Raw genomic sequence first — 20,480 nt, forward strand, 5'->3', positions numbered from 1 at the left:
ACTACCAAACGCCTGGTGGCCAGAGCATTTGCACTCGTGTATGAAAGTTTTGGGGGGTTACCCAATTTTCATGACCGCGACGAAGGAAGAACTCTGGCATTGGCACAGAAACTTTTGACAGCGCCTACTACCCATACCAGATGCAAGGGATGCGACATGGAACTACGTCACCTGCACTGTTCGCCGTGTTTGCTGAAGAACTGCATCTCACCCCTATAGACATCACCGCCGAGAATATTGTCGAGCGCATTATATTGGGCGCGCGATGCAGGACGTCCGCGCCATGTAATACCAACAGAGGGCGAGTCGTGCCATTGATGAATGGGCGCTTCATCGAGCAGATTGTCCAGGTGGAATTCGAAGCTAGTAGATATCGATGTCACGATGATCGATACCTTAGGTAAATCTGGAAAAAATTTCGACCTTACCCAGCAATTTGGAGCGTCAGTTAGCTAAACATGGGGCCTTTTGAATAAGCCATGTTAGACACAGCATGAATGCTCCATGCATGAAGGCTTCATTCGATTGGTTTTTGGGAGGCCGGATGTTTAGGAGGCTTTTCAGCATGTATGCGACCCAAAGCTGTAATCCGTACGCCAAGGTATTTTATCGTCCCGTCGATGCGGCAATACGTTGGTGCAACCTAATGGCCTACGAAGCGCAAATTCTTGAGGTCGCCTGGAACTCACTTACTACGCTCGGATCTGCCTTTCCACAATGGCCGTGTCTACATGCCAACACTGAGAAAATTTTGGATGCTATCCAACATGGAGAACTACCCTATGGCTGCCTAGGTATACCGGTCGCCATTGGGACTCACGTCGATTACCTCCAGATAACCATCCGCCATACCGATCTCAAACTTTGGATGTCACGCTTCCACCCTGAACAAAGACCAGCTTTTCTTTTCGAACAATCATTGGACCAACATGGAGCTATTAGCATCGGTACCTATCTGGCCTTACAAGCCGACCGGGATGCCTTGCAGCTACAGGTAAAGAATATAGAAACAGCCTATCAACAACTGCTAAATGAACTCGAGGCTGTCGGGTTGGAAAAGGAAAACATCCATCATCTGCTCAAGACCAATAGCAAAGTCAGCGACCGGAGCGAAACAGCTTATCTCCACATCATCGGCGCAATGGTCAGTCTGTTTCTAGGTCACTCTCCCTCGGGAAAACCTCATTCTGTTTTCCGATCCCAAGCCGCCATTGTCGACGCACTGACCGCTCACCATAAAAACCTGTCTGGCATTTCCAAGCGCACCCTAGATGAGAAATTCGCCACCGCTAAGCGCAGCCTCTCCAAGCGCTGAGTCATATTGCACTGCAATCGGCCCAATTGCAGTGCAATGACTCTCACCCATTTCTGCTATTCAATTCAGGTCACTTCCCACCACGCGCCAATCGACGCCAGGAATGACCAGCATGTCCAGCCAACCCTCCCCCAACGATGAAACAGCTCGACCACAGATCGAACGCCACATTATGCGGCGTGACGAAGTGGAGCGGAAAACCGGCTTCAAGCGGGCGCACATCTACAATCTGATGAAGGAAGGTAAATTCCCTCGGGCTAAACGCATTGGGTTGCGTGCAGTCGGCTGGGACTCGCTGGAAATAGAGCAGTGGGTCACCGAGCGCTTGGCGCAACAGGTCTAACGCCATGCGCGTGGTATCGGTGATTTCCACCAAAGGGGGCGTGGGTAAAACCACTGTGGCGGCCAACCTCGGTGGTCTACTGGCGGATGCTGGCCTGCGCGTCCTGTTGCTCGATCTAGATAGCCAACCCACCCTCTCCAGCTATTACACCTTGAGCCAGAAGGCTGAGGCAGGTGCGTACGAGTTCATCGCACTCAACCTCACAACTCCTGCACAGATTGTTTCCAAGACAGTGATCGCAGGGCTCGACCTGATCCTCTCCAACGACGATCAAGGCCGACTGAGCACCTTGCTGCTGCATGCCCCTGACGGGCGATTACGGCTGCGCAATTTGCTGGGCAATTTCCGTCCCAACTATGACGTGCTTTTGATCGACACCCAGGGCGCACGCAGCGTGCTGCTGGAGATGGCCATCCTGGCCTCCGACCTCGCCCTCTCTCCCATCACCCCGGAAATGCTCGCCGCCCGCGAACTGCAGCGTGGCACTTTGAAGCTGCTGAGTGAACTCGAACCATTCCGTCACCTGGGCATTACACCGCCACCGTTGCGACTGCTGCTGAACCAGGTAAATAGCATCCGGGTAGACACACGAATGATCGTCCGTGGCCTGCGCGAGACCTTCGCTGGGGCTACCAACATCTCGGTTCTAGACACCGTCGTTCCAGACCGAGTGGCTTATCTCAATGCCGCTTCACTCGGCCTACCGGTCCACCGAATAGAGACACGCCGGTCACGGGAACGACGCTCGCCATCAGCGCTGGAAACCATGCAAGCGCTGGCCATCGAGTTGTTTCCGGAATGGCGCGAAGCGATCTCTACGGTGAGCAGATGCGCGGAGATTCGATGAGACGAACCACCGAGCCGGCATTTCTCGCCAAGTCATTTTTTATCAACCTTGATGTCAACAGCGTTTGGCAAGGAGTCTTGTGATGTTGGATCAACTGCCCATCATCGTTCAGCCATCCATTCGAATACACCACCCACCTTGCGAGGAATACTGCACCGTGGTCTTTCGCCTGCAGGGTGGGCGCTCGGCCATGGGGTGGTTCCTCGCAGAACTTTCCCGACACTTCGAAGGTTCGGGGACTGCCGAGATCGTCAAGTTCGAGGTCGGTGACCATTTGCGCAACCGGCGTTAAGTGAGGCTGTTCAGATGAAGAAGCTCAGTCAGGAGCAGATCACCGACAAGCTGCACCAGGACCACTTCCCTCGCGGCCCAGAGCTGGAGCGGCTGTCCGATCCGCTCACTGACACACCCATGCTGGTCACTCTGGAGCAGTTGCGGCCCTACGAACACAACCCGCGCTTCATTCGTAATCCGCTGTATGACGATATAAAGGCGTCTATCCGTGAACGTGGGCTGGATCAACCACCGCCGATTACCCGCCGCCCCGGAGAAACCTCTTTCATCATCCGCAACGGCGGTAATACGCGCTTGGCGATTCTCGGCGAGCTGTGGCAGGAAACCCGCGACGAGCGTTTCTTTCGCATTCATTGCCTGTTCCGACCTTGGACCAATGAAATCAGCGCCCTACTTGGCCATCTGGCCGAAAGCGATCTGCACGGCCAACTCACCTTCATTGAACGTGCTTTGGCCGTAGCCAAACTCAAATCCATGCTCGAACCGGAGGGAGCTGTGCTCTCGCAACGGGAGCTGGCACGACGTCTTGCCGCTGGAGGCTATCCCATTTCGCAGTCGCACATCAGCCGGATGCTCGACACCCTCGAACACCTACTGCCCGCCATTCCGCAAACGCTGTATGCCGGACTAGGTAAGCCCCAAATCGAACGCCTGATCGCTCTGCGTAGCCAGGCAGAGCGAACCTGGAACCGTTATCCAACCGCCACCGTTGCGTTCACCGAGTTTTGGTTCGACACCCTGGGCTACTTCGATACCGAACCCGAGTCCTTCGATCTTGAGCAAATCCAGGATGAACTGCTCGAACGCATGAGCCGCTTACTCGGACAGTCCTACCGTATGTTGGCCCTGGAATTGAGCGATACCCAACGGGTCATCTCGACGCCTGGCGTTGTCGTCACCACGCCCTCGGAGAACAGCCATCTGCCGAGCGTTGATGAAGCGGCGGCAGGACCGCCCTCCTCCGTGTCTCATCCCAAATCAACTGAGACCAGAACCCAGACCGAAACAGCGCGAGAGGAGCTGCTCACACCGCCCGAAACGAATGTCGCATCGGCGGTCAGCCCTCCGTCACGCGTTCAACAGATTCGCGAGCAGATCGATCGCGAAACCGCCACCGAAACAGCACCGAGCGTCGAGGGCTGCACGACCAACGACATCTGGACCATTGCACCAGCACTGGATTGCCCCGAACAACTGCGTTTAGCCATCGCCGGACTGGCACGGGAAATGGCGGCCTATGCCGGACATCCCGAGAGCATTATCGATCAGCAGCTTGGCTTGGGCTTCGCCCTGAACATCGAGCGAGTTGATCTTGCAGCGCCTCGCGCAACCGGCGTTCACCTACTGCTCATGGCCCTGCTGCGCGCTCAAGATGAAGTGAACTGGGAGGATCGCAAGCAACTGCCCTCCGCCCTGTTCGGCCAGCTGTTGCTGGGGGTTTACCAACTTCCGCTCACAGATCGTCCCGCCATGGATGTGGGACTGGAGCGACTGCCCGACAGTCTGTTAATCAAACTGTATCGCCTCATCCGACTGGCCCGTCGCCTGATCGACTTAACGCTTACCCCTGAAGATGACTCACCGAAGGAGCTGCCATGAACCTGTCCTTCAATGTGCTCAACCAGGCCATGCTGACTCAGGTACTGCATGAGCTGCGCCTGGGTAATCTGCAACGCTGCAAAGCACTCGGACTGGGTGAGGACGACATCTACCTGTTGCAATCCTTACCGCCCACCACGCTGTCGCGCCTGGCCCATGCCACAGTGTCTTGGGTCGAGGTCAAGATCGACTCGCCGGTGCTGCATCGGTTGATCGAGCAAGCCGAACGCGACGAGCAGAACGAGCGCTTGATCAACCGCGCGCTCAAGCTCGGCGCCAGCAGCACCATCATGTACCAGTGCTTCGGCTTGGCGCATTCGGAAACCGCCCTGCGCCGCCGTCTGCTCAAGATAGAAACCCGCAAGGGCCGCCCTCAGCATTTGAGCGAAGCACAGGAACATGCCCTCTGGCAGCGATGGTGCCAGCTACGCGCTCAAGACGGTACCGAGGATCAGCTCGACGCCATGATGATGCTGGCCGAAGAACAACAGATCAGCTTGACCATCGTTTGGCAGCAGATTGACCAGTACAGCAATGGAACATGAACACTGCCCCTTCCAGTCGCTGGCAGCGTGTCCTGCAGCAATGCACCCAGCAGCTGAGTGAACGCTGGCCCGCACGCCCTACCACTGAACATCCCTCCAACCAGGCTCTACAAGCGGGCTTTCTGTTCAGTGGCCAATCACACGAAGTCGTGCCGCGTCGGCTGCTGTTGGATCATCGACTGACGCCATTGGAACGTAATGCCTGGCAAGTGTTTCGACTCATGCTGCAAGGTCAAGGCGTGGTCACACCGCGCTATGAAGATTTGCAGCCTTACCTGTCGAGCGTGCCCTACGGTGCGTCAGCCTCCCGTGAAACCATCGCTCGCGTCTTGACCATGCTCAGACTGACGCGCTGGCTTAGCTTGGTGAGTCGCGGGCGCGATCAGCTCAGCGGACGCCTGCAAGGTTCTCTGTACGTCCTGCACGATGAGCCGTTAACCCCCGCCGAAGCCATGGAACTGGATCAGGATTACCTCGAGCTGGTCGGACATGCCCTCGGTCATGCGACCAAGGCTGTACGCATTGTCGCTCAGCATGTTCTGGAAGAAGTTCGCCAGGACACTCGTATCGATTTAGGTCAGCTACCCACACGGCTCGATAGTTGGGGCGAACACTGGATGCAGCAAGGATTGGATCAGGCAATCGACGCCACCATGCACGATTCCGAACTGGGGGAAGATCACCTCGTTCGGAATCGTGCAGGCCCTCGTTCGGATTCCGAACCGGGTCTGAACGCCAATGTTTCCGGCGCAGTTCGGAATCCGAACGCCGCCTGTACTGTATTAAAAGAAAGTACTTGTACTGTACCGCGCGCGACCCCGGCGGTGGATAACCTGCACTGGCCCGATCCGCTGCACCTGAGTCCAAGCGAGCATCAGGCCGTCGCCGTGGCGCTGAACAAGCTCAAACCCGCGGATCGTCAAGCGGTGCTCAACGAAGCGGGTGCACGCTGTACGGCTGGAGGTATCCGCAAGCCAGCGGCGTATCTGATGGGTCTGATCCAACGCGCACTGAACGGCGACTTTCGTCCTTGGGCAGGTCAGACAGCGCCCTCACCCGTTGCAGAGCCGCCCCCCACAGCACCGTCACGTCCGTCCCGAAAACAGGGCGAACCCGCCTCCGCTCTCGCCCAAGCGTGTCTGAATGAGCTACGCCAACTGCGCGGCAAACGCCCTGGACGTCAGTAGATTTGATGCCAGTGGCATCAAATCTACTGAGCTCTACTGTGGGATCGCAAAGGGCCGAATCTGCGCAATCCGACCGATACAGCCATCGGCATCACTCACGAACGTCTCCGAAATTAACCCTCTCAAACCGAACAGACCGCATTCAGCTTTTTGGCTGCCCTTGACCCTCATCTGTCGCAACGTTCCCGTCCAAGCCAATGCGAGGACAACACCGTGGCCGACCACTATCAACTCAATCTGGGTTCATTGCGCAGCAGTATCACCCTGACCCTGCACACTCACCACGCCGCCCGTATCTGGCAAGGTCGAACCGCACGCGAAGGCGTCCACTCGATCATGGGCATGGCCGGCTATATCAGTGTCACCAACCTGATCAAACAAACCGCGGCCCAGGATGATCCCTATGCCGACTGGGCCATCGTGCAACTCGAAGAAAAACTGATGCAGGCCAAGGCTGGGATGCTGGAACTGACCCAACAGCTGGATCGGATCAGGCAGGACCTGCCGACACAAATCGACATGGGCGACAACCTCAACATCCACCCCGTCACTTTGCCGCTGTACATCGGCAGCCAGCTGGGTTTTCTAGCGGTCTACCTGCTGACCGATTACGACACTCTGGTGCGCCGAACCTTGTTGTCTCATCACACCGCCTTGATCGGTCGCAGGGACATGGAAGCCTGGATCGATGACGGCGCCCATCTGCTGCGCAGCCTGTTCGGCCAAGCGCAGCGCTATCGGCATGCTGGTGTCACACGCGATGACATGGCGGCGAACAACGCTCGCGCCCTAGCAGCCGTCGATAAATTGGGTATGCCGCCCATGGACATTCTTGAGGGTCATCGGCGCTCCCAGTTCGCGCCCCCGATCATTCGTCGTGGCGCTGTGGCAGTGGATGACGCTGACGCGTTGGCAGAGGACGCGGGAGGGCCATCTGCGACATTGGATGAGCCGGAGGACGAAGTATGAATCCCCTGACCTCAGCCCAACCAATGCCCTTCGAAGCATTGACACCGGATGCCTATCGACAGCTCGAACACGCGGCCTCCCTAAAAGGCCTTTTAAAGCCTTTTAAGGGTAAGGGGGAGTTGGAGCACCTGGCGCAGGTGGCGAGGGAAACCGAGGCGCAGCTATGTCACCTGATGGCGGCTGTGGTGCAGCAAGCCGGACAGCCCCCTTACTCACTGCTGGACATTCGATTGGTGTTGCAGAACACCAGCGCGGGCAGCACTTTTTTGCGTTGGCGCACCCGCGACTTCGTCCGTATGGGGGTTGCAGTCTGGGAACGCCAGGTCCGCAGCAAAACCCTGCCGCAGGTCGTACGCGAGGGATTGCACCGTTTCGAATGCAATCGCATCGCACTGAACCTGCAGATGAGTGTGGTCCATTCGCTCTACCGCCAGGCCACAACCTGTGCGATCAAAATGGCCAGTGCCGAACAGCTGCTGCGCCAGTTCACACCAGCAGTGGAGATATCACGATGAGTACTTTATTCGTCGGCGAAGGCAACATCGGCAGCGCGCCAGAGTTCCAAGAATTCGCCTCAGGCAATGACGAACCACGGCGTCTACTGCGGTTGAATGTGTACTTCGACAACCCCGTGCCACGCGAAGGAAGCTATGAAGATCGAGGCGGCTATTGGGCGCCGGTTGAGCTCTGGCACCGCGAGGCTGAACACTGGAGCACGCTGTACCAGAAAGGCATGCGTGTACTGGTTGAGGGCCGCACAGTACGAGATGAGTGGGAAGACAGCGAAGACAACGCACGGGTGACCTTCAAGATCGAGGCCCGTCGCGTCGGCATCCTGCCTCACCGCGTGCACAGCGTGGTCATGCGGGAACGCTCCAGTGAACCGGCAGCATCTGCGACACCCGTCGGGCAAAACACAGAGCACGCCCGTTCACCTGCGTCGAAACCCAGAAAGCGCAGAGGGCAACCACCCACGGACTGACAGACTTCAGGCATAAAAATTGCGCCTTTACGCGAAGTTGCTGGCCAGTTTTTACTGGCTGCTCGTGAAGACCCACGCTGTTGCCCAGGCTACAACAAGGCACCAGCCTCGGCCCATTCAAGGCTGCCCTCACCGACTAATATGAGGAACCTGCCATTCAGGTTTCTCATATTCCTCAGCTGCTGTTTCCAACAACGCTGCTCCGAACTCAATCCGGAGCAGTTCCATGCGCCTCTTCCTCTGCGAGAAACCTTCCCAAGGTCGTGATATCGCCAAGGTTCTCGGAGCCACTCGGCGTGGTGATGGTTGCCTGATCGGACCCGAGACAACCGTCACCTGGTGTATCGGCCACCTGCTGGAGACAGCCCCACCTGAAGCTTATGGTGCTCAGTACAAATCCTGGTCGTTGGATCATCTACCGATCATTCCCGTGCGGTGGCAGGTCGAGGTCAAACCCAAGACCGCGGCACAATTCAAAGTCATCAAGCGCCTGCTCAGTGACGCGGCCACCGTCGTCATCGCCACCGACGCCGATCGCGAAGGTGAAATGATTGCCCGCGAATTACTGGAACGCTGCCAGTATCGAGGCCCCGTTCAGCGCCTCTGGCTGTCCGCACTCAACGAGGCGTCGATTCGCAAAGCACTGTCCTCGCTGAAGTCTGGTCAGGAGACCTTCCCGCTCTACCACTCAGCCCTCGCCCGTAGCCGCGCCGACTGGCTGATCGGCATGAACCTCAGTCGTTTGTTTACCCTTCTTGGTCGGCGGGCGGGCTACGACGGTGTACTGTCGGTTGGACGCGTCCAGACACCCACCTTACGTCTGGTGGTCGATCGGGATCGTGCGATTGCCAGCTTCGTCTCGGTGCCCTACTGGGAAGTGGAGGTACACCTGTCCTCCATGGGGCAACCATTCATCGCGTCGTGGTTACCACACAGCTCAGGACAAGATGAAGCCGGTCGTTGCCTGCAGCAGACGCTTGCCAATCAAACGGTCCAAGCAATCTCTTGCAATAAGACCGCCGCGGTACTCTCATTGCAGACTGAGCATTCCCGAGAACCACCGCCCCTGCCCTTCGACCTGAGTACCCTGCAGGAAATCTGCTCGCGCAAGCTGGGGCTCGGCGTTCAGGAAACCCTAAACATCGCCCAAGCCCTGTATGAAACCCACAAAGCCACCACCTACCCGCGCAGCGATTGCCGCTATTTGCCAGCGAGTATGTTCGACGAGGTACCCGCGGTATTCGATGCCCTGCTGAAAACGGATCCCGCACTGCGGCACGCACTCGGAAGCCTCGATCGATCACTGCGCTCACGGGCATGGAACGATGCCAAGGTCACCGCGCACCACGCCATCATCCCCACCACCGAGTCGGCCGACCTTGCGCGGATGTCTGAACAAGAGCGCAATGTCTACGAACTGATCCGTAGCCACTACCTCGCACAATTTCTTCCGCACCATGAGGTTGATCGGACCCAGGTCGAACTGGAGTGTGGCGCAGAGCGATTGACCGCTGTTGGCAAACAGATCCTGGTTCAGGGCTGGAAAGGCTTGCTCTACGAAAACACCGAGGAGGATGAGCCCAATCACAAGTCCCAAGTCTTACCCGTCTTGCAACAGGGTACGCAGTGCGCAGTGGACGACGTCGAACTCAAGTCCATGCGCACCGCCGCCCCCAAACCTCTCACTGAGGGCGATCTGATCAAGGCGATGAAAAATGTGGCCAAGCTGGTCAACGATCCACGCCTGAAACAGAAACTTCGGGACACCACCGGTATCGGTACCGAAGCCACGCGAGCCAGCATCATCAAGGGGTTGATTGATCGCGGTTATTTGCTGAAGAAAAAACGCGCCTTAATGGCCTCGGCGGCGGCCCATACCCTGATCGAAGCGGTACCAACAGCGGTTGCAGATCCGGGTATGACCGCAGTCTGGGAACAGGCTCTGGACGAAATCGAAGCGGGACGTCTGAGCCTGGATGCATTCGTCGCCAAACAGGCAAACTGGATTGCGCAGTTGGTCGCACACTGCGGTTCACTGACTTTAGCCATGCCTGTCGAAGCCAGCCCGGCCTGCCCCATTTGCAACGCCTCAATGCTCAAGCGAAAGGGAAAATCAGGGCCGTTCTGGTCATGCTCCCACTACCCAGACTGCAAGGGCACTGCCCCGATCAAAAAAGATACGCCTCGCCCATAACGCGCCATTGGAGATCAACATAAGCATTGGGGTCAATGTAGTGGTCAGTGCATCATCAACGGCGACTGATCCCTCTCTAAGTCGCTTAGCGGTTGTCCGATTTCACGGGCCAGGGCGATGCCTGTCGAAATCCATATCTGCCCCAGTTCGTTGAACGCTTTCAGGTGATCAGGATTTTCGTTGAGCCAATGAACAAGGCTGTCGAAGTGTTCGGGGTTATCCGGGCAATCATGGATCTTGATGAACAGCTCCAGTGTTCGATCCCAGATCTGATCCATGACGTTCTCGCTCTTCTCTTCCATGCTCAACCGTTCCTCAGCTTGGCCCTATCAGACCACTCATTCTCACTGACCACCTCGGACTCTGATTCCTGGAGGAATAGAAGCCACGTCGCATTACACAGCGATTTCAGCCAATATAACAACCTTATAAGTCGATACTCAACCGTTAAGGATGTTCATGTCAACGGGTCTTTGCTCAACCATTCGGGTTGAACTGGAGAACTCATCACTTGGCACATAAACATCCAACCCAAGCCCAAATCGGGCGCATGATCGCGAAGCACCGCAGCGAGCGTAATCTGACTCAGGAAGAGGTGGCTGAACGCTTGGGGATCGGCAGCGAAGCTGTATCGCGTCTAGAGCGAGGTGTGGTGGAGCTTTCCGTGGTCAAGCTGATGCAACTGGCGGATATTTTCGACTGCCGGATGGATGAACTGCTGACGGCGTCGAGCAATCGTCCCAATGACCAGGGCCAGGTGATCGCGGGTCTGCTGAGTGGACTGAAAGAAAGTGACCGTGCCTTTATCTTGGCAACCGTCGAACAATTAGCCGCTCATCTCGCCAACAAGTGAGTTCATGCGCTCGCATCCGATACCGGGGTCTTTGAGGCGGCGCACTCTGCCTTGACGTCGTCCCACCCTCTCTGCTGTAGTGCCTCAGGATCATCGCCAACGGCGACCCAAGACCGATTCGCTCCGGGCAGCTCGGTCAGACTCTTAGAGTTCGGAGCCTTCTCCTCTGCGGGATTTCATTCCCGTTTTGTGCTCGACCTGATCGTGGTGGCGGATGACCAGTGTTGCCTCTACAAGGCAACAGCGGTCATCCGCCTCGGCGATCGTATTCAGCCCCGGGGCCCGCCGGGGAAACCCTGGGCACCCTTTGTGCGCGGATGCGTGCCAGCATATTCCGACCCAGGCCACGACAAGGGTCGGTTGACGAATCAAGGCGCAGTTAAACCAAGCTTTGCGAGGAGCTTTTCGACTGCGTATGACCGTCAAAGGTGGCTTTTCTATTCCTCGCCTGGTGACCCACCAGGCCAGCTCTTCTTTTTCTCATTCCAGTGACCGCCACCGTATTCCGGCCGTAAAAAATCGGGTTGCAGCGTCTTGACGCTCCCCTGTGACAGGCTTATACAAAGGGCGTGGTTCGCTGTCGTTGACAGCCCAGCCCAGGTAGCTTGAACCTTCAAGGCTACGCCACGTTCGTGGTGGTTTACCCAAGTGCGATCAGCGTTCGGAAGCTCGCGCGGTTACCGCTTCAGCGGTGATGAATGCCCACTACCCCATGCCTGCGGATCACCACCGCAGACGTTCCTCTGCTGCACCGCTATTCCCCCAGACGCATCGTTCTGCTCGTCATCGGCTTGCCGGTGGTGAATCGTTCATCGCTCACCTTCACCTTACCTACCCTGACGGAGGCTCACTTCCCCGTCAGGGGCTGTGCGTCGCCGTTTTCCCTTGAAACAGGAGAACCACCATGGCCCACGCCAACCAATCCCAAGAAGCGACCACTTACTTCAACCTGCACACCGTCGGTATCGGTTACCTCAACCGTGTTCGTGAAGTCCAAGTCCGCCGCGGCCAGCCGTTCATGGCTTGCGATATCGCCGCCCTGCACGGTGCCACCGATGCGGTGGAGTACACCCGCTTCGACTGCAAAGTTGCTGGGGGTGAAGCTGAACGCTTGGTTCGTCTCTATATGGACGCCGTCAACGCCGAGAAAAAGGTCTTGCTGTCGTTCCGTATCGGCGACCTGTGGATCGATCCATTTCTCTACGAAAAAGGCGATAAACAAGGCCAACCGGGCGCCAGTCTGAAAGGTCGTTTGCTGTTCATCGACTGGATCAAAGTCAACGGCACATTTGAGTACAAAGCGCCCGCCAGGCAGGAAGCAACAGCACCTGCTGAGCAAGTGCCAAACAGTGAGTCATCCGCACCATCGGCTGATGCCGAAGCTGAGGATATCGGAAACCCAATAGAGGCTCGGGTTGAACCTGAATCTCCACCCACTCCGCGCACGGCCCGCCGTGATGCCACCCATACCGTTCAGTCCGACTGAACAGTCCACGATGTTCCTCATCAAGGCGCTCCGTCGAGCGCCTTGTCTTCAATCGGCACAGGAGAACCAACATGGAATCCTTCTGGCTTTGCGACGCCTGCCTGTTCGCGGCGGCTTACGAGGACTACAGCTCGTTATCGCTCTACTACACGACGGATGAAATTGAGAAACGCATCGCCGGTATCCATCGTGGGCTGGTTCGGTTGATGCCCATCAGTGCCGACTTCGATCCCGAAGCCGGCTGGGGAATAAGAGCCTTTTCTCCATTGCCCTGTGACGGTTGTGGTTCACATCTACACGGTCAACGCCACCGATTCACTCGGCTGTAAACAGCGCGTCATCGGCTAACGCCCACGACTCCACACCCACCTTGGGGATACCACTCCCCTCGGGCGTGTACCCCTGATTGTTCCCTTCGGAGGTACCGCCATGAGCACCCAACTCACACTGATTGAGACCTCGGATTTCGAGGCTGATCGCATTGTCCAAGAAAACCAGCTGATCGACGAAGCGCTGCATATTCTGGATCGTCGGCTGTTCGCCCGCGGCCCTATCCTGACGTCGCCTGACACTGTGGCCTCATACCTAAAACTGCACCTTGCGCAACAAGAGCATGAAGTCTTCGGTGTGATCTTTCTCGATGCCAGGCACCGGGTGCTGGCATTCGAAGTCCTCTTTCACGGCAGCATTGATGGCGCCAGCGTTTACCCCAGACAGGTCGTTAAACGCTCATTGGCGCATAACGCTGCGGCCGCCATTTTTGTTCACAACCACCCCTCAGGGTGTACGGAACCCAGCCAGGCGGATTGCGTCTTGACTGCACGGCTGAAGGAGGCCTTGGCCTTGATCGAAGTGCGTGTACTGGATCACTTCATCGTGGGTGAAGGTCGTCCTCTCTCCCTTGCCGAACATGGCTGGCTTTAACCCTCACAGGCGTCTTCGGGCGCCTTGTTCATTTTCATTCTGGAGAGCCCTCATGAACCTCACACACCAGGCCCCAGCCCTACTGGTAGCCTCAAATCCATTTGCTCGCGGTTACGACAACCTGCATATCGAACGGCTGCTACTGATCACCTACGAAAACGACTGCCCTCCCTGCTTTCGACCCGTGCACGACTCACAGGCCCATCTGCCCGACGATGAACTGCAACTGTTCCCCTGCCTGTTCAATGACGATTTCGCCTTGATCAGCGAAGGTCAATCCATTCCTGAAGAGTTGGATGAACGCTGCCAGTCCACCGGACTGGTGCGCCAAGTGATCTACGCCGTGATGGGCGAGATGTTCAACGAGCAGCATCACGTCGGCGATCTGTACTCCCTGGAAGAAGCCCAAGCCATGGTCCATCGCTTGCGCTTCGAAACGGGACACTACAGTCGAGCCTGGGAGATCAGTACCGCACACCTTCCTGAAGAAGCGATGTTCTATCTGGAAGGGTGGGTCAGTCACTCCGCTCCGAGGCAAATCGGTCTTTTGTTCGAACTTTTCGCGTTGCCGGATTGCTGCGGCATCGGTTGCAAGTTGATCGGCACACCATGGACGGACGAGAACTTGCTGAACATTGAGGGCAAACGTTATTCAAGCTTGAGACAAGAGCAACTCGACGCCGGCACACCGGAAGCCCTGGTCACGGTGTTATACCTGGCGGCGTTGGCGGATGTGCGATTGTTGATCTTCGACCCCGACGCCACCGTTTTGGATGGACTCGCCATTTTTGATGAGTAACAACACGTTCGGCTTTAACACGACCCGCCTTAAATCATCTTTCTCACTGAATCGCTCCTTCACCTCATGTCAGGTTCTGCACTGAATCTGACATGAGGTTTTTTCCATGGAGCGTTTTTTCCCGCCTGTCTGCCTGCTGGGTTTGTTGAGCGCTTGCACTGCGCAAATCCCCAATACATTGCCGCCCCATCCAGAAATCGGCAGTGGCTCAAATCAGGCCCAGCACTTGAGGGGCCCAGCCGAAGAAAGCCATCCGGCAGAACTTCGTTATGGTCGCTACACGCTGGTTAGCACCGAGCCCAACACAGAGCAACGCGACCTTCTCGCCCAAATTATTGACGTGAGCATCCCGTCCAGCCTGAGCCCTTCGGTGCAGGATGCGTTGCAGTACGTACTGCAGCGCTCGGGGTATTCGCTCTGTCCAGTTTCCGCGTCAGTGAAGGTGCTTTTTACCCGGTCTCTGCCCGCGGCCCATTACCGGCTTGGTCCAATCCCTTTGCGCGGCGCGCTACAAGTGCTGGCTGGCCCCGTCTGGCAACTCACGACCGATGAAGTCAGCCGTACGGTCTGCTTCGAACAACAGAAGGCTGATGTCGGCATCGTGCGGGCCACACCAGGCTCGTCCCATCAGTCGGAGGCACGCTCATGAAGGCCTCGACGTTTCAAACCCTCATTGTCGGGCTACTTTGCCTAACGGCCGCCGGTCTGTGCGGTGGTTTGTATAACCAGTATCAGCGCGTGGCAGAACTACAGAGCACGAACACGCAATACCGACAAACCCTGGACACCCTGCAACGTGATTCAAGCGCGTTCAAGGACGCCCAGGAGAAGCTGCAGTACGCGCTGAAAGACCTGAAACAGATGGTCGACTCCGGTGAGCAACAGGCCAATACCCTCGATCCGATGTTGGATCAATGGGCGCAAGAGCTACAGGAGCTGCGTGATGGCCTGACAGCCCGCGCCACCGCAGCGGACCTGACAGCGCTACGCGCACGCCTTGAGCACGTCGAGCGGCAGCTCCTGGGGCTCAAAACTCTGTCATCAACTCCACCACCGACGTCTTCCGCGACCAAGCTGAAAAAGACCATTCGCCCCAAGCCCGCCCCGCTCTCGCCACCGTTCTCGGTGTTGAGTGTCGAGTCCCGTGGTGGTGAGCGTTTTCTGGCGGTCGCACCTCATGACAGTCGCTCTCTCACGGATGTCCGGCTGCTGCATAGCGACGAGCGGCTCGGAACTTGGCAGCTGAAAGTGCTGGAACCGAACTCAGCCATCTTCGCGGTGGCCACTCAGCCAGACCAGACCGTGCAAATCCCTTGAGAAGCGATCATGAACAGAGCGTCACTACTCCCCGTCGCCTGTCTGGTTTCGCTACTGACCGCAGGTGCTGCGATGGGTACCCCCATCACGACACAGTTACAGATCCAGGGCACGCAGTCCGCTCCGCTGAGGCGCTCTCACTCTGAACAGGCGGCGAGCTGGGGGCTGACGGAGCAGGAGTGGACGCGCTTCGAACAGATCCAAGCCGGCCCACGCGGTTTCTGGAGCCCGAACCTTGATCCGTTGACCACACTCGGGGTTGAGGCCGAGACCGACCAAGAGCGCCAGCGCTATGCCGAATTACAGGTAGCGCTGGAAGCCAAACGCGCTGAGCGCGAGTTGACCTACCAAAACGCTTACACCGCAGCCTGGGCCAAGCTGTTTCCCGGGCTGCTGCCGATCCAGGGCATGGCATCCCCGTCCCCTGCCAGCTCATCGGTCGTGCCGCGCCAGGTCCTGTTTGTGGAGGACCACTGCCCAGCGTGCACCGCCGAAGCACAGCGTCTGCAAAGCAGCGACACGGCGTTCGATATCTACCTGGTGGGCAGCCAAGGCGAGGATGAACGCGTCCGTAGCTGGGCTCGGCAAGCAGACATCGATCCGGCCAAGGTTCAACGCCAGCAGATCACCCTGAACCATGACCGTGGTCGCTGGTTCAGCCTGGGTGCCCCGGGGCCATTGCCTGCCACATTTCAACAGGTGAGTGGACAATGGCAACGCCTCGACTGAGTGGTATTGCGCTCATGCTGACGATACTCGTCGTCCACGCTGACGAACTTCCGCCTCCTGCCTACCAACTGGCGGCGCATGACGCGGACATCCCTTCTACGGTGCTGTTCGCGATTGCCCTGCAGGAGAGTGGTATCCATGTCCGTGGTCGACTGCTGCCCTGGCCTTGGACCCTGAACATCGCCGGAACCCCCTACCGCTTCGCCACTCGCCCGGCTGCCTGTCACGCCTTGCTCCAGGCGCTCACTCAGTATGACGCCAAGCGGGTCGACGCCGGACTTGGGCAAACCAACCTGGGCTACCACGGACAACGTTTTTCCAGCCCCTGCGAGGCCCTCGACCCCTACCGAAATCTCGCCGTGACCGCCGCGCTGCTGCAGGAGCATCACGCCGCCACCGGTGACTGGGTGTCAGCTGCCGGACGCTATCACCGCGCGGCAGGAGGAACGCCGGCGGCGCGTTACCGCGCCGGATTTTCCCGGCAACTCGAACGGTTGCTGGTTTCCTTCAAACAGGGCACACCGCCATGACGCGAATATTCTTTACCTGTTATTTCATCCTGTTCTTGGCACCTGTCGCCCAGGCGAAACCAACCGTAGTCAGGGATCCGGCTGGCGACGTCACCCAACCCTATTTCCAAGCTACGGGCCTGCCCATAAATAACAGAGTTCAGGCTGACCGGGCCGTGCATGCGGACCTGTCCACGTTTGCCGAGGAAGCCTGGATACTACCAATCAGTAGTTCTCGGTTGAGCCCCGGCCAAATCACGCCTCGTGCCCTCAACATGCCTGGTTTGCGGCCATTTTTCTTGGTCGGTGACAATCCCCAATCTCTGGTTTGGTTGCGTCAACGTGCGGCTGAACTGCAGGAAATGGGCGCGGCAGGCCTCGCCGTCGAAGTGGCCGATACCGAAGCCCTGGCCCGGATTCGAGCAGCCGGTCCGGGCATCACCATCCTGCCGGTCAATGGCAACGACATCGCAGACCGCCTGCAGATCGAGCACTACCCCGTCTTGATCACCGCCACCTCACTGGAACAGTGAGTCCAGGCCATGGCCGAGCATGCGATGGAGTCCAAGCTCCGGCCAGCGGTGGAGCTGTACACCGTAGCGATCTGCATCGCCGCTGCGGTGTTGTGCGTGTACTCGCCCTGGGCCGTGGCCCTGTCACCCGAAATCGGTCTGATTGCGGCACTGGCCTATGCCCTGTTCGGCCTGCTCCGGCTGCGACAAGCCTGGGACGTGCTGCGTTATCGGCGCAATATCCGTCGGCTGACCCGCTACGAGCTGACCAGCCGACAGATTCCGGTTAGCCGTAAGCGATTGTTCATGGGCCGCGGCTTTCTCTGGACCCGCCTGCACACCCAGCGCTTGGTCGAGGCCCAGGATCCGGCTGTCGCCCACTATGTCGACCAACCGACCCACTACCGCTTGGCACGCGGACTCGAACGGCGCCTGGAACATGCACCGTTTCCGTTCTCGACACTGGCCCGAGCCACCGCCTGGGACAGTGCCTTCAATCCGTTGCGCCCTTTGCCCCCAGTAGGTGGCTCGCCGCTGTTGCATGGGGTCGAGCCTGACGAAACAGAAGTCAGTCTACCGCTGGGCGAACGGGTCGGTCACACCCTGGTGCTCGGCACTACCCGTGTCGGCAAGACGCGACTCGCCGAGGTGTACATCACCCAGGACATTCATCGCATCGAACATGAGGTGGTCATCGTCTTCGATCCGAAGGGTGATGCCGACCTGCTCAAGCGCATGTATGTCGAAGCCAAACGCGCCGGTCGAGATAAGGAGTTTTATGTTTTCCATCTAGGCTGGCCGGAGATCTCCGCTCGATACAATGCGGTGGGACGCTTCGGGCGTATCTCGGAAGTGGCGTCACGCATCGCTGGGCAGCTCAGCGGCGAAGGTAACTCCGCAGCCTTTCGCGAGTTTGCCTGGCGTTTCGTCAACATCATCGCCCGTGCCCTAATCGAGTTAGGCCGGCGTCCGGACTACCTGCAGATCCAACGGCATGTGGTCAACATCGACGCACTGTTCATCGAGTACGCCCAGCAGTTTTTCGCCAAGACCGACCCGAAGGCGTGGGAGGTGATCGTTCAGCTTGAAGGCAAGCTCACCGAGAAGAACATTCCCCGGCATATGATCGGGCGCGAAAAACGCGTGGTGGCCATCGAACAGTACCTGGCGGTGAAGCGGGTATTCGACCCGGTACTGGATGGACTGCGCTCGGCGGTGCGATATGACCGTACCTACTTCGACAAAATCGTTGCCTCGCTGCTGCCGCTGCTGGAGAAACTCACCACCGGTAAGACCGCCCAACTGCTGGCGCCAAACTACACCGACTTAGATGACCCGCGGCCAATCTTCGACTGGATGCAGATCATCCGAAAACGCGGCATCGTCTACGTCGGTTTGGATGCTCTGACCGACGCCGAGGTGGCCGCCGCTGTGGGCAACTCCATGTTCGCCGACTTAGTCTCGGTCGCCGGACACATTTACAAACACGGCATCGACCATGGCCTGCCCCCATCGGGTAACAGCAGTGACAAGTTGCCGATCAACCTCCACGCCGATGAGTTCAACGAGTTGATGGGTGATGAATTCATCCCACTGATCAATAAGGGCGGCGGTGCCGGTATTCAGGTAACCGCCTACACCCAGACCCTCAGTGATATCGAAGCACGTATCGGCAACCGCGCCAAAGCTGGCCAGGTTATTGGCAACTTCAACACCCTGCAGATGCTGCGGGTGCGCGAAACCGCCACCGCTGAACTGCTCACTCAGCAATTGCCCAAGGTCAACGTGCTGACCAAGACCCTGGTGTCGGGTGCCACCGACACCTCCGATCCGGAAGCCAATACGGACTTCACTTCGTCCTCGCAGGACCGCGTCAGCAGCACCAGCGTGCCGTTGATCGAGCCTGCCCACATCGTCAGTTTACCCAAAGGGCAAATGTTCTCCTTCCAAGCCGGTGGGCAGCTCTGGAAAGTCCGTATGCCTTTGCCTAAACCCTCCAACGATGATGCCATGCCCAAGGACTTGCAGGAGCTCACCCAGCGAATGCGGGCCACCTACAACGAGCAGGCGGGGCAATGGTGGAGCGCCAGTGGTGGTGGCCCAACAACAAACTTCGATCTGGATCAGGTGGGGTAGTCCGTACCCGCGACAGGTTTCGATTCAGCAGAAAACGATCCAGAAGGCGTTGTGACGACATAACTTTGCAGCGCGCAATGGAGTGAACAATGGCGACTTCCGCCCAGAACACGCCGCCACAACCGATCCAACGCCCTGGATTAATCGTCTCGGCGATCAGCCTGGTACTGCGCGTCATCAGTTTGCTGATCGCCTCATTGCTGTTCTCGATCCTCATCGAGTTCGCGGGCCTGCTGCTCTTCTGGGGTGATCAGGGCTGGCGGCATAGTCAGGCCACGCTAACCAGTGAATTGGGCTGGCTCAGCGAGCACTTCAAATCTTCACTTCTCATCCGACAGCCAGGGGCAACGATTGTCCAGTGGCTGGATTTTCTCAATCAGTGGTTGTTGGTCAAGACCGGCTTTGCGGACTTTGCCCAGCAGGCGCGGGTATCGAGCCAGGGCATCAGTTTCTGGAGTTGGACCAATCAGCTCTACGTGAGCATTGAGGATTTCGTGCTGGCGGCGGTGTATGTGACCTTTACCTTCGTGGTGCGCCTAACCATTCTGGTCCTGGCAACACCACTATTTTTGTTGGCCACGCTCACCGGTTTTGTCGATGGCTTGATGCGTCGCGACCTGCGCAAATTTGGAGCCGGGCGAGAAAGCAGTTTTGTCTATCACCGCGCTAAACGAGCAGTGATACCACTGTTGGTCGTGCCCTGGGTCATTTACCTGTCCCTGCCCTTTTCGCTCGACCCTATGGCCGTATTTTTGCCTTGTGCTGTAATGCTTGGCATCGCAATGGCAATCACGGCAACTACATTTAAGAAATATCTCTGACTCGGAAAAATTATATTTTCCGTCGTATATCCCCCTGGTATCAGGATAGTTATCCAGCGTCTGCAGAACTGATACACCGCACGAGTTAACCCGCCAGAATTCGACCGAGATTCCCCACT

The 20,480-nt window shown here is 57.7% G+C and carries 24 protein-coding genes; 23 read left to right on the forward strand and 1 reads right to left on the reverse strand.

Annotated features, from left to right (window positions below):
- Positions 1 to 565 precede the first annotated feature (565 nt).
- The 11 genes from PMI18_RS14610 to PMI18_RS14560 all read left to right on the forward strand — a co-directional run bounded on the left by PMI18_RS14610 (position 566) and on the right by PMI18_RS14560 (position 10,275).
- The gene (locus PMI18_RS14610) at positions 566 to 1,315 is read left to right on the forward strand and encodes a hypothetical protein (RefSeq protein WP_007900984.1); all 750 of its coding nucleotides are present in this window, start codon (positions 566 to 568) and stop codon (positions 1,313 to 1,315) included.
- A 112-nt stretch (positions 1,316 to 1,427) separates the two neighbouring features.
- Complete coding sequence (locus PMI18_RS14605; RefSeq protein ID WP_007900985.1) at positions 1,428 to 1,658, forward strand: AlpA family transcriptional regulator; 231 nt, start codon at positions 1,428 to 1,430, stop codon at positions 1,656 to 1,658.
- Positions 1,659 to 1,662: 4 nt separating this feature from the next.
- A complete protein-coding gene (locus tag PMI18_RS14600; RefSeq protein ID WP_007900987.1) occupies positions 1,663 to 2,505 on the forward strand; it encodes a ParA family protein in 843 nt (280 codons plus the stop codon).
- Positions 2,506 to 2,587: 82 nt separating this feature from the next.
- Positions 2,588 to 2,797: a hypothetical protein gene (locus PMI18_RS14595; protein WP_007900988.1), complete on the forward strand. Its 210-nt coding sequence runs from the start codon at positions 2,588 to 2,590 to the stop codon at positions 2,795 to 2,797.
- A gap of 14 nt (positions 2,798 to 2,811) precedes the next feature.
- Positions 2,812 to 4,398, forward strand: coding sequence for a ParB family protein (locus PMI18_RS14590; protein WP_007900989.1), 1,587 nt, complete (start codon positions 2,812 to 2,814; stop codon positions 4,396 to 4,398).
- On the forward strand, positions 4,395 to 4,943 hold the full coding sequence (locus PMI18_RS14585; RefSeq protein ID WP_007900990.1) for a DUF2857 domain-containing protein: 549 nt from the start codon (positions 4,395 to 4,397) through the stop codon (positions 4,941 to 4,943). The genes PMI18_RS14590 and PMI18_RS14585 overlap by 4 nt, the downstream gene beginning before the upstream one ends.
- On the forward strand, positions 4,940 to 6,130 hold the full coding sequence (locus PMI18_RS14580; protein WP_007900991.1) for an STY4528 family pathogenicity island replication protein: 1,191 nt from the start codon (positions 4,940 to 4,942) through the stop codon (positions 6,128 to 6,130). The genes PMI18_RS14585 and PMI18_RS14580 overlap by 4 nt, the downstream gene beginning before the upstream one ends.
- Before the next feature lie 213 nt (positions 6,131 to 6,343).
- Positions 6,344 to 7,099, forward strand: coding sequence for a PFL_4669 family integrating conjugative element protein (locus PMI18_RS14575; protein ID WP_007900992.1), 756 nt, complete (start codon positions 6,344 to 6,346; stop codon positions 7,097 to 7,099).
- Positions 7,096 to 7,614 carry a DUF3158 family protein gene (locus PMI18_RS14570; protein ID WP_007900998.1) on the forward strand — a complete coding sequence of 173 codons (519 nt, stop codon included), beginning with the start codon at positions 7,096 to 7,098 and terminating at the stop codon, positions 7,612 to 7,614. Before PMI18_RS14575 ends, PMI18_RS14570 begins: the two co-directional genes overlap by 4 nt.
- Positions 7,611 to 8,081: a single-stranded DNA-binding protein gene (locus PMI18_RS14565; protein WP_007900999.1), complete on the forward strand. Its 471-nt coding sequence runs from the start codon at positions 7,611 to 7,613 to the stop codon at positions 8,079 to 8,081. The genes PMI18_RS14570 and PMI18_RS14565 overlap by 4 nt, the downstream gene beginning before the upstream one ends.
- A gap of 226 nt (positions 8,082 to 8,307) precedes the next feature.
- Positions 8,308 to 10,275: a DNA topoisomerase III gene (locus tag PMI18_RS14560; protein ID WP_007901001.1), complete on the forward strand. Its 1,968-nt coding sequence runs from the start codon at positions 8,308 to 8,310 to the stop codon at positions 10,273 to 10,275.
- 44 nt (positions 10,276 to 10,319) lie between these two features.
- Here the strand turns inward: PMI18_RS14560 and PMI18_RS14555 are convergent, their stop codons facing one another.
- Positions 10,320 to 10,577, reverse strand: a complete 258-nt coding sequence (locus PMI18_RS14555) for a hypothetical protein (protein ID WP_007901008.1) — start codon at positions 10,575 to 10,577, stop codon at positions 10,320 to 10,322.
- A 209-nt stretch (positions 10,578 to 10,786) separates the two neighbouring features.
- On the opposite strand from PMI18_RS14555, the gene PMI18_RS14550 reads away from it, so the two are divergent.
- The 12 genes from PMI18_RS14550 to PMI18_RS14495 all read left to right on the forward strand — a co-directional run bounded on the left by PMI18_RS14550 (position 10,787) and on the right by PMI18_RS14495 (position 20,361).
- The gene (locus PMI18_RS14550; protein ID WP_033036455.1) at positions 10,787 to 11,128 is read left to right on the forward strand and encodes a helix-turn-helix domain-containing protein; all 342 of its coding nucleotides are present in this window, start codon (positions 10,787 to 10,789) and stop codon (positions 11,126 to 11,128) included.
- Between the two features lie 904 nt (positions 11,129 to 12,032).
- Positions 12,033 to 12,614 carry an STY4534 family ICE replication protein gene (locus tag PMI18_RS14545; protein WP_007901012.1) on the forward strand — a complete coding sequence of 194 codons (582 nt, stop codon included), beginning with the start codon at positions 12,033 to 12,035 and terminating at the stop codon, positions 12,612 to 12,614.
- A 71-nt stretch (positions 12,615 to 12,685) separates the two neighbouring features.
- The gene (locus PMI18_RS14540) at positions 12,686 to 12,943 is read left to right on the forward strand and encodes a hypothetical protein (protein WP_007901013.1); all 258 of its coding nucleotides are present in this window, start codon (positions 12,686 to 12,688) and stop codon (positions 12,941 to 12,943) included.
- A gap of 100 nt (positions 12,944 to 13,043) precedes the next feature.
- On the forward strand, positions 13,044 to 13,538 hold the full coding sequence (radC, locus tag PMI18_RS14535) for a RadC family protein (protein ID WP_007901018.1): 495 nt from the start codon (positions 13,044 to 13,046) through the stop codon (positions 13,536 to 13,538).
- Between the two features lie 52 nt (positions 13,539 to 13,590).
- The gene (locus PMI18_RS14530; protein ID WP_007901020.1) at positions 13,591 to 14,337 is read left to right on the forward strand and encodes a DUF5983 family protein; all 747 of its coding nucleotides are present in this window, start codon (positions 13,591 to 13,593) and stop codon (positions 14,335 to 14,337) included.
- A 106-nt stretch (positions 14,338 to 14,443) separates the two neighbouring features.
- On the forward strand, positions 14,444 to 14,986 hold the full coding sequence (gene pilL2 / locus PMI18_RS14525) for a PFGI-1 class ICE element type IV pilus protein PilL2 (RefSeq protein WP_007901021.1): 543 nt from the start codon (positions 14,444 to 14,446) through the stop codon (positions 14,984 to 14,986).
- A complete protein-coding gene (locus tag PMI18_RS14520) occupies positions 14,983 to 15,654 on the forward strand; it encodes a hypothetical protein (protein ID WP_007901022.1) in 672 nt (223 codons plus the stop codon). The genes pilL2 and PMI18_RS14520 overlap by 4 nt, the downstream gene beginning before the upstream one ends.
- Positions 15,655 to 15,663: 9 nt before the next feature.
- Positions 15,664 to 16,383: a TIGR03759 family integrating conjugative element protein gene (locus PMI18_RS14515; RefSeq protein WP_033036456.1), complete on the forward strand. Its 720-nt coding sequence runs from the start codon at positions 15,664 to 15,666 to the stop codon at positions 16,381 to 16,383.
- Positions 16,365 to 16,913 (forward strand): hypothetical protein, encoded by a 549-nt coding sequence (locus PMI18_RS14510; RefSeq protein WP_007901024.1) that lies wholly within the window; start codon positions 16,365 to 16,367, stop codon positions 16,911 to 16,913. The genes PMI18_RS14515 and PMI18_RS14510 overlap by 19 nt, the downstream gene beginning before the upstream one ends.
- Positions 16,910 to 17,425, forward strand: coding sequence for an integrating conjugative element protein (locus PMI18_RS14505; protein WP_007901025.1), 516 nt, complete (start codon positions 16,910 to 16,912; stop codon positions 17,423 to 17,425). Before PMI18_RS14510 ends, PMI18_RS14505 begins: the two co-directional genes overlap by 4 nt.
- A gap of 9 nt (positions 17,426 to 17,434) precedes the next feature.
- Entirely contained in the window at positions 17,435 to 19,540 is a 2,106-nt protein-coding gene (gene traD, locus PMI18_RS14500) for a type IV conjugative transfer system coupling protein TraD (protein ID WP_007901028.1), read from the forward strand.
- 89 nt (positions 19,541 to 19,629) lie between these two features.
- A complete protein-coding gene (locus PMI18_RS14495) occupies positions 19,630 to 20,361 on the forward strand; it encodes a TIGR03747 family integrating conjugative element membrane protein (protein ID WP_007901031.1) in 732 nt (243 codons plus the stop codon).
- Positions 20,362 to 20,480 lie beyond the last annotated feature (119 nt).

The sequence above is a fragment of the Pseudomonas sp. GM102 genome (assembly GCF_000282555.1).
Classification (GTDB): domain Bacteria; phylum Pseudomonadota; class Gammaproteobacteria; order Pseudomonadales; family Pseudomonadaceae; genus Aquipseudomonas.

Excerpts from the sequence above, each read along its gene's own strand:
- PMI18_RS14610 (WP_007900984.1), top strand. The coding sequence starts at position 566 with ATGTATGCGACCCAAAGCTGTAATCCGTACGCCAAGGTATTTTATCGT.
- PMI18_RS14605 (WP_007900985.1), top strand. The coding sequence starts at position 1,428 with ATGTCCAGCCAACCCTCCCCCAACGATGAAACAGCTCGACCACAGATC.
- PMI18_RS14600 (WP_007900987.1), top strand. The coding sequence starts at position 1,663 with ATGCGCGTGGTATCGGTGATTTCCACCAAAGGGGGCGTGGGTAAAACC.
- PMI18_RS14595 (WP_007900988.1), top strand. The coding sequence starts at position 2,588 with ATGTTGGATCAACTGCCCATCATCGTTCAGCCATCCATTCGAATACAC.
- PMI18_RS14590 (WP_007900989.1), top strand. The coding sequence starts at position 2,812 with ATGAAGAAGCTCAGTCAGGAGCAGATCACCGACAAGCTGCACCAGGAC.
- PMI18_RS14585 (WP_007900990.1), top strand. The coding sequence starts at position 4,395 with ATGAACCTGTCCTTCAATGTGCTCAACCAGGCCATGCTGACTCAGGTA.
- PMI18_RS14580 (WP_007900991.1), top strand. The coding sequence starts at position 4,940 with ATGAACACTGCCCCTTCCAGTCGCTGGCAGCGTGTCCTGCAGCAATGC.
- PMI18_RS14570 (WP_007900998.1), top strand. The coding sequence starts at position 7,096 with ATGAATCCCCTGACCTCAGCCCAACCAATGCCCTTCGAAGCATTGACA.
- PMI18_RS14565 (WP_007900999.1), top strand. The coding sequence starts at position 7,611 with ATGAGTACTTTATTCGTCGGCGAAGGCAACATCGGCAGCGCGCCAGAG.
- PMI18_RS14560 (WP_007901001.1), top strand. The coding sequence starts at position 8,308 with ATGCGCCTCTTCCTCTGCGAGAAACCTTCCCAAGGTCGTGATATCGCC.
- PMI18_RS14555 (WP_007901008.1), bottom strand. The coding sequence starts at position 10,577 with ATGGAAGAGAAGAGCGAGAACGTCATGGATCAGATCTGGGATCGAACA.
- PMI18_RS14545 (WP_007901012.1), top strand. The coding sequence starts at position 12,033 with ATGGCCCACGCCAACCAATCCCAAGAAGCGACCACTTACTTCAACCTG.
- PMI18_RS14540 (WP_007901013.1), top strand. The coding sequence starts at position 12,686 with ATGGAATCCTTCTGGCTTTGCGACGCCTGCCTGTTCGCGGCGGCTTAC.
- radC (WP_007901018.1), top strand. The coding sequence starts at position 13,044 with ATGAGCACCCAACTCACACTGATTGAGACCTCGGATTTCGAGGCTGAT.
- PMI18_RS14530 (WP_007901020.1), top strand. The coding sequence starts at position 13,591 with ATGAACCTCACACACCAGGCCCCAGCCCTACTGGTAGCCTCAAATCCA.
- pilL2 (WP_007901021.1), top strand. The coding sequence starts at position 14,444 with ATGGAGCGTTTTTTCCCGCCTGTCTGCCTGCTGGGTTTGTTGAGCGCT.
- PMI18_RS14520 (WP_007901022.1), top strand. The coding sequence starts at position 14,983 with ATGAAGGCCTCGACGTTTCAAACCCTCATTGTCGGGCTACTTTGCCTA.
- PMI18_RS14515 (WP_033036456.1), top strand. The coding sequence starts at position 15,664 with ATGAACAGAGCGTCACTACTCCCCGTCGCCTGTCTGGTTTCGCTACTG.
- PMI18_RS14510 (WP_007901024.1), top strand. The coding sequence starts at position 16,365 with ATGGCAACGCCTCGACTGAGTGGTATTGCGCTCATGCTGACGATACTC.
- PMI18_RS14505 (WP_007901025.1), top strand. The coding sequence starts at position 16,910 with ATGACGCGAATATTCTTTACCTGTTATTTCATCCTGTTCTTGGCACCT.
- traD (WP_007901028.1), top strand. The coding sequence starts at position 17,435 with ATGGCCGAGCATGCGATGGAGTCCAAGCTCCGGCCAGCGGTGGAGCTG.
- PMI18_RS14495 (WP_007901031.1), top strand. The coding sequence starts at position 19,630 with ATGGCGACTTCCGCCCAGAACACGCCGCCACAACCGATCCAACGCCCT.